This window comes from Streptomyces sp. NPDC054847 (assembly GCF_053610925.1).
In genome coordinates this window covers 1-12078 of sequence record NZ_JBSGZJ010000202.1, presented here as the reverse complement: position 1 = coordinate 12078, position 12078 = coordinate 1, and the positions used below count along the sequence as shown (strand labels likewise).

Here is a 12078-nt window from a genome sequence, read left to right as displayed (position 1 = left end):
GGCCGCTCGGATCCGCTGCGCGAGCGGCCGGCCCGCGAGGGGCCGCCAGAGCACCCTGGGCTCCTTGCGCGCCACCGGCCCCTGGTCGAAGGCGACTCCGTGGCCGGCCGCCACCAGGCCGATGAGGAACTCCGGGTTACGGGCCTGCCGCACCGTACGGGGAACGAAGCCGGCGGCACGGCAGATCTCGAGAGTCGTGTCGTACCAGCCGGGGGCCGAGGCCCTCGGGAAGAGGACGAGGTCCTGGCCTGCCAGGTCGGCCAGCGCGACCTCCGGGAGCCGGGCGAGGGGCGAGGTGCGGGGCAGCACCACACCCAGCTCGAGCCGGGTCTCCGGTCCCAGCTCCAGGCCGCTGACGTCCGCAGGCTGCTGGACGAGACCGATGTCGAGCCCCCCGGAGGCCAGCAGCCGGAGCTGCTCGTCCGTCGTCAGCTCCTGGAGGTCGACGCGCAGGGCCCGTTCCCCGCATTCGGCGACCAGAGCCCCCAGCACCGCCGCGGAAGTGTCGGGCGGTACGCCCGCGCGCAGCGTGCCGAGACCGCCGTCGCGGGCACGACGGACGAGCGCCCTGGTGCGCTCCTCACGGGACAGCAGATCCCGCGCCTGGTCCACGAGTACGGACCCGGCCGGGGTGAGCTGCACCTGCCGCCGTGAACGGTCGAAGAGTTCCGCGCCGAGCTCGTCCTCCAGCTTGCGCACGGCACGGCTGAGCGGCGGCTGGGCCATGCCGAGGCGATCGGCCGCCCGCCCGAAGTTCAACTCGTCGGCCACAACGACGAAGATACGCAAGTGGCGCAGGAGATCCACGGGACGACCCTAGGCGACAGGAGCGGTGGCCGAATGCTGATCGAGGAGAGACTGCGAGCGGTGTTCGCCGGGGCGGGAGCCGAGGGCTTCCTGCACTCCGTGGACATCGACGGCCCCGGCGAGGCGGGATACGGCGCCGATGAACCGGTCGTCGTAGCCTCGGTGTTCAAGGTGCTGCTCGTCCTGGAGTTCGCCCGCCAGTCGGCCGCCGGCCAGCTCGATCCCCGGGAGCGGGTCCGGGTGACGTCCGAGCGGCGCCTCGGCGGCTGGGGCACCGGGGGCTGTCTCGACGACGTGGAGCTGTCCCTGCGCGACCTCGCCCACTTCGCGATGGCGGTGAGTGACAACACGGCCGCGGACCTGCTGATGGAGCGGGTGGGTCCGGACACGGTGGCGATGCTGGCGAAGGAGCTCGGGCTGGCGAGCACCCGGATCGTGGGCGGGCCCCGTCAGGTGCTGGAGTCGATGCTCGACGAGGTGGGGGCGCGGGACGAGCGGGAGTTCGCCGCGGTCTTCCCGACGCTGTCCGCCGCCGAGGTCCGCGGCCTCGGCGTGTACGACCCGGCACGTACGAACGCGAGCACGCCGCGCGAGATGACGCGCCTGCTCCGGATGGTGTGGCGGGACGAGGCGGGACCGCCCGAAGCATGCGCGCAGGTACGGGACCTGATGGGCCGCCAGGTCTTCCGCCACCGGCTCGCCGCCGGGTTCGGCGACGGCGTGCGCGTCGCGGCCAAGACGGGCACCCTGCCGGGACTGCACAACGAGGTCGGGGTGGCCGAGTACCCGGACGGAGGCAGGTACGCGGTGGCCGTGTTCGCCCGCACTCCGGGGCTGCAGGCGAACCATACGGAAACGGACGTGGCGATCGGCGCGGCGGCCCGGACGGCGGTGGACCTGCTGCGCGGCCTCGAGCCCGAGCACCGGTCCTGACCCGCGATGGGCCCGTATCGGCGGGCGAGAGCGGGGCACCCGGCTCTCGTGGCTACTCTCGTCTCTCCACGATCTTGACTGCAGGGGAGCAGACTGTGCGCAGTGCCACCGTGACACCCGAAGGCGACCGGATCCGCTGGGTCGAACTGCCGGGCCAGGAGCCGCCACGCGTGTACGTGCATGGTCTGGGTGCCACTTCGCCCGCCTACTTCACGGAGGTCGCGGTTCATCCTCTGCTGGCCGGCCGCCGTTCGCTGCTGATCGACCTGCTCGGTCACGGCATCAGCGACCGGCCGACGGACTTCGACTACACCCTGGAATCCCACGCGGACGCGCTCGCCGTGGCCCTGACCTCCGCCGACGTCACCGGCGCGGAGCTGATCGCGCACAGCATGGGAGGTTCGGTGGCCATCGTCCTGGCGGCCCGGCATCCCGACCTGGTCTCCCGCCTGGTGCTGATCGACGCCAATCTCGACCCGCTCCCGCGCAGGCCCGCTTCCGCAGGAAGCAGCGGCATCGCCGCCCGTTCCGAGCAGGATTTTCTGGCGGACGGATGGAAGGAGGTCCGCGACCGGGTCGGCCCCCACTGGTGGTCGACGATGCGCCTCGCCGGCCTTGAGGCACTGCATCGCAGCGCGGTCCACCTGACCGGCGGCACCGTGCCCACCATGCGCGAGCTCCTCCTGGACCTGAGGATTCCCCGCACTTTCCTGCTGCCCGAGGCCGACGGCCCCCTCCCGGGCGCCGGCGCACTCACCGAAGCCGGGGTGTCCGTCGTCGCGATACCGGACTGCGGACACAACATCATGCTGGACAACCCGGAGGGGTTCGTCCGCGCCACCGCTGAGGCGCTGGCGAGCTGAGAAGCAGTCATGCCCATTCGGGTATCGGTGGTGCGCCGCAACGGTCTTGGACGGGACCCGCCCGCGCCTGATCTCCTCTGACTCATGAGCGAACACACGAGTGAGCACATGAGTGACCCCATGAACGGCCCTCAGCACGGCGGCCGGAGGAGCTTCGTGCGGCGGACCCTGCTCCGCGGAGCGGCGCTCGGTGCGGCGGCGCCGCTGCTGCCGGCGGGGGCAGCGGCTGCTTCGACGGCCGGGTCCCGGAAGGCCGCCGCGGTACCCGCCGGCTCCGCGACCCTGCGCTGGCTCGGCACCTCGGGCTGGCGCATCGGGATCGGCGACCGGACCGTCCTGTTCGACCCGTACATCACACGCTTCCCGACCGGCCTGTTCGGCCCGAAGGGCAGCTTCGACGCGGCCACCCCGCTGCTCTGCGACGAGGAGCTGGTGACACGGCACGCGGGCAGCCCGGAGCTGGTGCTGGTCAGCCACACCCACTGGGACCACATCAACGACGTACCCCATATCGCGCGTTCGACGGGCGCCCGGGTCATCGGCACCGAGACGACGTACCACGTGCTGCGGGCGCTCGGCGTGGACGCCGGGCAGATCAGCGTGGTCAAGGGCGGCGAGATGCTCGACTTCGACGGCTTCACGGTGGAGGTCGTCGCGAGCCGGCACAGCCGTAACGCCAAGTGGTCCTACTTCGCGCCGGGCACGCTGAACGCCGTGCCGCGCCGTGCGCCGCGGACGATCTCCGATCTGCCGGAGGGCGACACGCTCGCCTTCCAGGTGAGCGTGAAGGGCGGCCCGTCGGTCTTCCTCATGGGCGCGAGCGACTTCGAGGAGCGGGCCGCGAGCGGGCTGCGACCCGATGTGCTGATGGCCGCCACCCCGTCGAGCACGGCGACGTACCGCTACCTCGAGAGGCTGCTGGGCGCGCTCGGCGACCCCGCGACCGTCGTCCCGGTCCACTGGGACAACTTCGAGAGGCCGCTGAGCCTGCCGCCGCAGCGTGATCCGGTCATGGACCTGGACGGTTTCACGGACCTGGTCCGTACGCTCTCGCCCACCTCGAGGATCGTCGTGCCCGACTACGAGACCCTCTATGGCGCCGACATGCGGCCGGCGGTCACCGCCTGACCTTGCGCGTGGCGCGCAGCCACTCCTTGTTCATCGCGGCGATGGACGGCAGCGGGATCCCCTTCGGGCAGGCGGTGGCGCACTCCCCGGTGAGCGTGCACCCTCCGAAGCCCTCGTCGTCCATGGCCGCGACCATGTCGAGCACCCGGGTCTCACGCTCCGGGGCGCCCTGGGGCAGCACATTGAGGTGGTTGACCTTGGCGGAGGTGAAGAGCATCGCGGAGCCGTTGGGGCAGGCCGCCACACACGCCCCGCAGCCGATGCACTCGGCGTGCTCGAAGGCGAGGTCGGCGTCCGGCTTGGGCACGGGAGTGGCGTGCGCGTCGGGGGCCGAACCGGTGGGAGCGCTGATGTAGCCGCCGGCCTGGATGATCCGGTCGAAGGCGGAGCGGTCGACGACGAGGTCCTTCACGACCGGGAAGGCCGAGGCCCGCCACGGTTCGACGTCGATGGTGTCGCCGTCGCGGAAGGAACGCATGTGGAGCTGGCAGGTGGTGGTGCGTTCCGGGCCGTGGGCGTCGCCGTTGATGACGAGGGAGCAGGCGCCGCAGATGCCCTCTCGGCAGTCGTGGTCGAAGGCGACGGGTTCCTCGCCGCGCAGGATCAGGTCCTCGTTGAGGGTGTCGAGCATCTCCAGGAACGACATGTCGGACGAGATGCCGTCCACCTCGTAGGTCGCCATGGCGCCGGGGGTGTCGGCGTTCTTCTGCCGCCAGATGCGCAGGTTGAGCTTCATGCGTAGCTCCGCTGGGTGGGGTGGACGTACTCGAAGACCAGGTCTTCCTTGTGCAGGACGGGAGGGGCGCCGGTGCCCGTGAACTCCCAGGCGGCCGCGTAGGCGAACTCGTCGTCCTTGCGAGCGGCTTCGCCGTCCGGGGTCCGGGACTCCTCCCGGAAGTGGCCGCCGCACGATTCGGTGCGGTGCAGCGCGTCGAGGCACATCAGCTCGGCGAGCTCCAGGTAGTCGACGACGCGGTTGGCCTTCTCCAGCGACTGGTTGAACTCCTCGCCCGTGCCCGGCACCTTGATGCGCCGCCAGAACTCTTCGCGGATCTGCGGGATCCGGTCGAGCGCCTTGCGGAGTCCTTCGTCGGTGCGGGCCATTCCGCAGAACTCCCACATGAGTTCGCCGATCTCGCGGTGGAAGGAGTCGGGCGTGCGGTCGCCGCCGACGGCGAGCAGCAGGTTCAGCCGGTCCTCCACCTCTGCGACGGCCTCCGCGACGGCGGGGTGGCCGGCGCCGACGGCGTCGAAGGTGCCGCGGGCGAGGTAGTCGTTGATGGTGGACGGCAGGACGAAGTAGCCGTCGGCGAGGCCCTGCATCAGGGCGGAGGCGCCGAGGCGGTTGGCGCCGTGGTCGGAGAAGTTGGCCTCACCGATGGCGAAGAGGCCGGGGATCGTGGTCTGCAGGTCGTAGTCGACCCACAGGCCGCCCATCGTGTAGTGCACGGCGGGGTAGATCCGCATGGGGACCTCGTACGGGTTCTCCGCGGTGATCCGCTCGTACATCTCGAAGAGGTTGCCGTACTTCTCCTCGACCTTCTCGCGGCCCATCCGCCTGATCGCGTCGGCGAAGTCCAGGTAGACGCCCTGCCCGCCGGGGCCGACGCCGCGTCCTTCGTCGCAGACGTTCTTCGCCGCCCGTGAGGCGATGTCGCGGGGGACGAGGTTGCCGAAGGACGGGTAGATCCGCTCCAGGTAGTAGTCGCGTTCGTCTTCGGGGATCTCGTTGGGCGGCCGCTCGTCGCCACGGGCCTTGGGCACCCAGATGCGGCCGTCGTTGCGCAGCGACTCGCTCATCAGCGTCAGTTTGGACTGGTGGTCGCCGGTGCGCGGGATGCAGGTGGGGTGGATCTGGGTGAAGCAGGGGTTGGCGAACCAGGCCCCGCGCCGGTGGGCCCGCCAGACGGCGGTGGCGTTGGAGTTCATGGCGTTCGTCGACAGGTAGAAGACGTTGCCGTAGCCGCCGGTCGCGAGGACCACCGCGTCGGCGAAGTACGTGGAGATCCGGCCAGTGATCAGATCGCGGGCGACGATGCCGCGGGCCCGTCCGTCGACGACGATCAGATCGAGCATCTCGGTGCGGGGGTGCATGGTGACGGTGCCGGCCGCGATCTGGCGGGAGAGTGCCTGGTAGGCGCCGAGCAGGAGCTGCTGGCCGGTCTGGCCGCGGGCGTAGAAGGTGCGGGACACCTGGACGCCGCCGAAGGAGCGGGTGTCGAGCAGGCCGCCGTACTCGCGGGCGAAGGGGACGCCCTGGGCCACGCACTGGTCGATGATCTCGACGGAGATCTCGGCGAGGCGGTGCACATTGGACTCGCGGGCCCTGAAGTCGCCGCCCTTGACGGTGTCGTAGAAGAGGCGGTGCACGGAGTCGCCGTCGTTGCGGTAGTTCTTGGCGGCGTTGATGCCGCCCTGCGCGGCGATCGAGTGCGCCCGTCGCGGCGAGTCCTGGTAGCAGAACTGCTCGACGTGGTAGCCCTGTTCGGCGAGGGTGGCGCCCGCCGCGCCGCCGGCGAGGCCCGTGCCGACGACGATGACGGTGTGCTTGCGGCGGTTGGCGGGGTTGACCAGCTTCGCCTCGAAGCGGCGCCGGTCCCAGCGCTGTTCGACGGGGCCTTGTGGCGCCTTGGTGTCGACGAGGGGCGCGCCGGTCGTGTGGTCGAGGTAGTCCATGTCAGCTCACGACTCCGGTCATGACGGCGACGGGTACGGAGAGGAAGCCGGCCGTGAGCAGCAGGGCCAGCCCGTCGGCGATGGTCTTGAGGATGCGGTCGCGGGTGGCGTTGCCCATCCCGAGGGTCTGTGCGGCGCTCCAGAAGCCGTGCCGGATGTGAAGTCCGACGGCGAGCATCGCGACGATGTAGACGACGTTGCCGTACCACGTGGAGAACGTGGCGACGACGTTCTCGTACGGGTGGCCGGGCTGGGCGTTCTCGTTGACGGTGAGGGTCGTCAGGTCCAGCAGGTGCCAGACGATGAACAGCGCCAGGATGATCCCGCCCCAGCGCATGGTGCGCGTGGCGTAGCTCGAGCGCCGCTTCCGGTGCACGTACTTGTCCGGGCGTGCCGCGATGTCGCGGCGGCTGAGCTGGTAGGCGGCGACGCCGTGCCCGACGACGGCCAGCAGCAGCACCACCCGCACGAGCCACAGGGCCCAGGAGTAGTGGAGCACGGGCTCGCCCATGGTCCGCAGCCAGTGCCCGTACGCGTTGAACTCGTCCGCCCCGAAGAAGATCTTGAGGTTGCCCATCATGTGGGCGACGAGGTAACCGAGCATGATCAGGCCGCTGACGGCCATGACCGTCTTCTTGCCGACGGTGGACCGCCAGAACAGCCGTATGCCGGACGGTCGCCCGTCCGTCCTCGGCTGCTTCTCTTCCGTCCTCGTTCCCAGTGCCATGCCGTCGACGCTAGGGCGGGAGGGGTCCAGAGGTCCAAGACATGATCCAGCTCATGTCCATAGGCATGGTCTATCGTGGCCGGATGCAGCTGCAGCAGCTCCTCTACTTCGTCGCCGTCGCGGAGACCCGCCACTTCACGCGTGCCGCCGAGCGCGTCCACGTCTCGCAGCCGTCGCTGTCCCAGCAGATCAGAGCGCTGGAGAAGGAGCTGGGGGCGGACCTGTTCGGCCGGGCCCGCGGCAACATCGCCCTCACGGACGCGGGCGAGACCCTGCTCCCCCTCGCGCGGCGCATCCTCGCCGACGCCGACACGGCCCGCCGCGAGGTCCAGGAGCTGGCCCAGCTGCGCCGCGGGCGGGTGCGGCTGGGGGCCACGCCGAGCCTGTGCACGGGCCTGCTGCCCGAGGTGCTGCGCACCTTCCACGATCTGCATCCGGGTATCGAGCTGCTGATCGAGGAGTCCGGCTCGCACGACCTGGTGCGGGAGCTGGCCCGCGGCTCGCTCGATCTCGCCCTCGTCGTGCTGCCCCTGCCGTCGCCGTCCCCCGCGCTGACCACCGTCGAGCTGCTCAAGGAGGATCTGGTCGTGGTGTCGTCGCCGCAGGCCCGGGCGCCCCGCCGTCCGGTGCGGATCGCCGACCTCGCCGGCGAGCCGCTGGTGATGTTCCGGCACGGCTACGACCTGCGGGAGCTGACCGTCGCCGCCTGCCGGGCGGAGGGGTTCGAGCCGACCTTCACGGTGGAGGGCGGCGAGATGGACGCGGTGCTCGGCTTCGTACGGGCCGGGCTCGGCGTCGCCGTCGTGCCCCGCACGGTCGCCGAGCGGGCCGGCGGCGACCTGCGGGTGACCCCGCTCGCCGGTCCCGGCCTGCGCCGGACCGTCGCGCTGGCGCACCGCAGCGATGTGGCGCCGCCCCGGGCGGCCCGCGAGCTGCAGCGGGTGCTGCTGGACTCGTTGGCCGCCGCGGGAGGTCAGACGGCGTCGGCCATCACCAGCGTGTGAATCCGGTCGGGTGCGCCCGGCCGCGCGTAGTACCACCCCTGCGCGGTGTCGCAGCCGAGTTCCCTCAGCTGCTCGGCCTGGGCGCCGGTCTCCACCCCTTCCACCGTGACGGCCAGCTCCAGGCTGTGCGCGAGGGACACGATGCCCTCGACGATCTTCAGGTCGACGGGGTCGGCCGGATGACGCTGCATGCCCTGGGTGAAGGAACGATCCAGCTTCAGCACGCTCACCGGGAGCCGGCGCAGGTTGGCCAGGTTGGAGTACCCGGTTCCGAAATCGTCGAGCGCGATGTCGACACCCATCTCCGCCAGTTGCCGCAGCGGCTTGAGCCGGTCCTCGTCGGCGCCGATCAGCGCCGACTCGGTGACCTCCAGACAGAGCGCGCCCGGTTCCAGACCCGAGCGCTCGAGCACGTCGACGGTGTCGGCCACCAGCCCGGGATGCTGGAGCTGGGCGGGCGAGAGGTTGACGTTGATCCGCAGCGGGCCGCCGTCCGTGTGCCGCCTGCTCCAGAACCTGGCCTGGCGTACGGCCTCCTGGAGCACCCAGCGGCCGAGCGGCACGATCAGCCCCGTGCGTTCCGCGAGCGGTATGAACCGGTCGGGGCCGAGCACCCCGTGCTGCGGATGGCACCAGCGCACCAGCGCCTCGGCGCCGTGCACGCTGCCGTCGCCGAGGTGCACCAGCGGCTGGTACTCGATGAAGAACTCACCGCGTTCCAGGGCGGCGGGCAGCGCGTTGGTCAGCCCGTGCCGGGTGATCGCGCGGGCGTCGGCCTCCGGGTCCGCGATCTCGAAGCGGTTGCCGCCCGCGGACTTGGCGCGGTACATGGTGATGTCGGCGCTGCGCAGCACCTCCGCACTGGTGCGCTCCCCGGCCGGGCCCTCCACGATGCCGATGCTGCCGCGGACGGTGAACTCCCGCCCGTCGACACAAATCGGGGTGGCGAGGGCGCCCAGGATGCGGGTGGCCAGCTCGTCCACGGCGTTCTGTGTGTCGGGCCCGGTCGTCAGCGCGACGAACTCGTCGCCGCCGAGCCGCGCGACCATCTCGCCCGGCGCGGTGGCGCAGCTCTGCAGCCGGTCGGCGACCTCCACCAGCAGCCGGTCGCCGGTGGCGTGGCCGAGGCTGTCGTTGATGGTCTTGAAGCCGTCAAGGTCGAGGTAGCACAGCCCGAAGCGGGTGCCGGCCGCCGCGCCGACGGCCTTCTCGAGACGCTCGAAGAACAGGGTCCGGTTGGGCAGACCGGTCAGCGCGTCGTGCGTGGCCTCGTACCGCAGGCGCAGATTGAGCAGCCGCCGCTCCGTGGTGTCCTCGAACAGCGCGAGCTGGTACTGCGGCTCCCCGTCGGCGTCGCGCAGCAGGGAGACGGTGAGATTGGTCCACAGGACGGTGCCGTCGTTGCGGTAGAACGGCTTCTCGACCCGGTAGTGCTCGCGTTCCCCGGTCACCAGCTCGTGGTACAGCTTCCAGACCTGCGGCCGGTCCTCCGGGTGCGCCCAGTCGGTGACCTTGCGCCCGCGGACGTGGTTCTCCAGACCGCCGAACATCTGGGTCAGCGTGTCGTTGACCTCCAGCACGTTGCCCTCGAGGTCGGCGATCCCGATGCCGATCGCGGCGCCCTCGAAGACCGCGCGGAAGCGTGCCTCCGTGGCATGCATGGCCTGGAGCGCCTCACTGCGCGCCAGCAGCGACGAGCGGGCGATGGACTCCTGCTCGGCCAGCGTCCGTTCCCGCAGCGCCTGGGCGAAGCCGGCGGCGAGGGCGTGCTGGAGGCGGGCGCAGCGGGCCCGGTTCTCCTCGGCGGTCTGCCCGGGGTCGCCGCAGTAGAGCACCAGGTAGGCGTCGACGACGCCGAGGGTGCGGCTGAGTGCGTCAGGGTCGGTGCAGTGCGCGCCGACCAGGGCGGCCCCCACCTGCTGCGCGGGCTGTGCGGTGAAGGGGCGGGCATGGAGGGCGCTGTTCAACTCCCGTGCGAGCGGCAGCAGGTGCTGCTCGAACTCGGGCCGGGTGAGCGACGTTGCCGTAGCGGGGAAGATGGCACGGCTCCAGATGGTCGCGAACCGCCTGAGCCGGTCCTCCAGCACGTCCGTGTCCCCCTCGGACCCGGACGCCCGTGACGATTGCCTCACCCTTTGCGCCCCACCCCGGCGAAGCCGGAGAAGGCGTACGGATCCTCCTGGTCGACGGGCCCGTCGGGCCGCCAGTCCGGCATGGAAACGAGGCCCGGTTCGACCATGGTGTACCCGTCGAAGAACCGGCCGACCTCCTCACGCGATCGCATCACGAGCGGATTGCGGATGTCCCGGTACACACCGACCGTGCCACCGGCCTGCTCGTCCGGGAGGGGGATGCCTTCGAAGGAGGCGTGGGTGATCACCAGCAGGCTGCCGGGCGCCAGTGCGTCCCGCAGCTCGGCCACGGCCTGCCACGGCTCGTCCTCGTCCGTGAGGAAGTGCAGCACGGCGACGAGGAGCAGCGCCACGGGCCGTTCCAGGTCCAGCAGTTTCGCCTCGGGGCTCCCCAGGATCTCCCGCGGCTTGCGCAGGTCGGCGGCGACGACGTCCGACTGCGTGTCCCCGTCGAGGACGGCCCGGCTGTGCGCGACCGCGACCGGGTCGTGGTCCACGTAGAGCACCCGCGCCTCGGGGCTTGCCCTGCGGGCGACTTCATGGACATTCCCGAAGGTCGGAATGCCGGAGCCGATGTCGAGGAACTGCGTGATGCCCTCGCCCACCGCGTAATTGACGGCGCGGCGCATGAAGGCACGGTTCGCCTGCATGATCTTGGGGAGTCCCGGCATGAACTCCATGGCCCTGCGCGCGGCCGCCCTGTCGACCTCGAAATTGTGGGAGCCGCCCAGGTAGAAGTCATAAATGCGGGACACGCTCGGCACCGATATGTCGATGCCCTGCGGGGCCCAGGCGGGACGCTCCATCGATGTCTCCAACAAGTCGCCACGGGGGAGTTCGGCCATGTCCATGGCCAGTGTTCGAGCCGAGGCTACTGATCGCCCGCCAAGAGGGCGACCCCAAACGGAAATTAGCGGTCCGTTCTTGGTCACACCTGTTCGTCATGCGCCACCGGAACGCGACGTCGTCACATGCGTCCGGCAAACGCTCCCGCACATGCGTCGGGCCCGCCGTCACGCGGAGGGGCGTGGGGCGGGCCGACGCTGGCCGGAGGCGCAGCGTGGGGACTACTTGGGCGCTCCGACCGGCTTGCCCTCGGGCGAGACGGCGTACCAGGTGCCGCCGACGCCCTGGCCGTTGGTGTCACCCGGCTTGGAGTCGCCCGCGAAGGTGTAGATCGGCCAGCAGTCGATGGTCTGCTGCTCGATCCCGTCGGGCCGGTCGAAGGTGACAAAGCCCTTCTTGAGGATCCCGACGGTGTCGTTCTTGTCGACGGGCTCCACGACCGGCCACTTCTTCAGGCAGTCGCCGGTGCAGGCGGTCTTCATCGGCCAGGCCGAGTCCTTCATGAAGCGGTAGACGGTCATTCCGTTCTTGTCGACCACGATCTCACCGAGCTTGGGGTCCTTGCGTACGGAAAGCCCCGCGAGGTCGGCGGGCTCCGTGCCCTCGTCGCCGCCCGCTTCCCCGCCGGCGCCCGGTGCGGCCTTCTTGCCGTCGGGGGCGGCCGCGTACCAAGTGCCGCCCACACCCTGGCCCTTGACGTCACCTGCCTTGGTGTCCTTGGCGTAGCGGTACATCGGCCAGCCGCCGATGGTGAGCTGCTTGGTGCCGTCCGCCCTGGTGACCTCGCCGATCAGGGACGGGTCGACCCCGGGGGCCGCGGAGGCGCCGCCGGCGGCGACGACCGGCCAGGTCTTCGCGCAGTCGCCTTCGCAATTCGACTTCGGCGGTTCCGCGGTGTCCTTGTCGAACCGGTAGAGGGTGAGCCCCGCGCTGTCGGCGAGGACCTTGCCGAGCTCCTTGCT

11 protein-coding genes are annotated in these 12078 nt (G+C 70.9%); 4 read left to right on the top strand and 7 right to left on the bottom strand.

The window, feature by feature from the left end; genetic code table 11:
• Positions 1 to 807 (bottom strand): LysR family transcriptional regulator (locus tag ACWGH4_RS20315; RefSeq protein ID WP_453462671.1); only part of this gene is annotated, 807 nt, incomplete at its 3' end.
• A gap of 36 nt (positions 808 to 843) precedes the next feature.
• On the opposite strand from ACWGH4_RS20315, the gene ACWGH4_RS20310 reads away from it, so the two are divergent.
• From ACWGH4_RS20310 to ACWGH4_RS20300, 3 genes are all read left to right on the top strand, one after another.
• Positions 844 to 1740 carry a serine hydrolase gene (locus ACWGH4_RS20310; RefSeq protein WP_453462674.1) on the top strand — a complete coding sequence of 299 codons (897 nt, stop codon included), beginning with the start codon at positions 844 to 846 and terminating at the stop codon, positions 1738 to 1740.
• A gap of 95 nt (positions 1741 to 1835) precedes the next feature.
• Positions 1836 to 2603, top strand: a complete 768-nt coding sequence (locus tag ACWGH4_RS20305) for an alpha/beta fold hydrolase (RefSeq protein ID WP_453462669.1) — start codon at positions 1836 to 1838, stop codon at positions 2601 to 2603.
• 108 nt (positions 2604 to 2711) lie between these two features.
• Positions 2712 to 3731 (top strand): MBL fold metallo-hydrolase, encoded by a 1020-nt coding sequence (locus ACWGH4_RS20300; protein WP_453462666.1) that lies wholly within the window; start codon positions 2712 to 2714, stop codon positions 3729 to 3731.
• Here the strand turns inward: ACWGH4_RS20300 and ACWGH4_RS20295 are convergent.
• From ACWGH4_RS20295 to ACWGH4_RS20285, 3 genes are read right to left on the bottom strand one after another with little or no spacing between them, the layout of a single operon-like run.
• A complete protein-coding gene (locus ACWGH4_RS20295) occupies positions 3721 to 4467 on the bottom strand; it encodes a succinate dehydrogenase/fumarate reductase iron-sulfur subunit (protein WP_453462663.1) in 747 nt (248 codons plus the stop codon). The genes ACWGH4_RS20300 and ACWGH4_RS20295 overlap by 11 nt on opposite strands.
• Positions 4464 to 6407, bottom strand: coding sequence for a fumarate reductase/succinate dehydrogenase flavoprotein subunit (locus ACWGH4_RS20290; RefSeq protein WP_453462660.1), 1944 nt, complete (start codon positions 6405 to 6407; stop codon positions 4464 to 4466). The genes ACWGH4_RS20295 and ACWGH4_RS20290 overlap by 4 nt, the downstream gene beginning before the upstream one ends.
• A gap of 1 nt (position 6408) precedes the next feature.
• Positions 6409 to 7134 carry a succinate dehydrogenase gene (locus tag ACWGH4_RS20285; RefSeq protein WP_453462658.1) on the bottom strand — a complete coding sequence of 242 codons (726 nt, stop codon included), beginning with the start codon at positions 7132 to 7134 and terminating at the stop codon, positions 6409 to 6411.
• Positions 7135 to 7217: 83 nt separating this feature from the next.
• On the opposite strand from ACWGH4_RS20285, the gene ACWGH4_RS20280 reads away from it, so the two are divergent.
• Positions 7218 to 8138 carry a LysR substrate-binding domain-containing protein gene (locus ACWGH4_RS20280; protein WP_441262181.1) on the top strand — a complete coding sequence of 307 codons (921 nt, stop codon included), beginning with the start codon at positions 7218 to 7220 and terminating at the stop codon, positions 8136 to 8138.
• On the opposite strand, the gene ACWGH4_RS20275 is transcribed toward ACWGH4_RS20280, so the two are convergent.
• The 3 genes from ACWGH4_RS20275 to ACWGH4_RS20265 all read right to left on the bottom strand — a co-directional run.
• Positions 8108 to 10270: a putative bifunctional diguanylate cyclase/phosphodiesterase gene (locus ACWGH4_RS20275; protein ID WP_453462656.1), complete on the bottom strand. Its 2163-nt coding sequence runs from the start codon at positions 10268 to 10270 to the stop codon at positions 8108 to 8110. The genes ACWGH4_RS20280 and ACWGH4_RS20275 overlap by 31 nt on opposite strands.
• The gene (locus tag ACWGH4_RS20270) at positions 10267 to 11076 is read right to left on the bottom strand and encodes an SAM-dependent methyltransferase (protein WP_453462653.1); all 810 of its coding nucleotides are present in this window, start codon (positions 11074 to 11076) and stop codon (positions 10267 to 10269) included. The genes ACWGH4_RS20275 and ACWGH4_RS20270 overlap by 4 nt, the downstream gene beginning before the upstream one ends.
• A 261-nt stretch (positions 11077 to 11337) precedes the next feature.
• The coding region (locus ACWGH4_RS20265; RefSeq protein WP_453462650.1) for an SCO0930 family lipoprotein at positions 11338 to 12078 on the bottom strand (741 nt) is incomplete at its 5' end.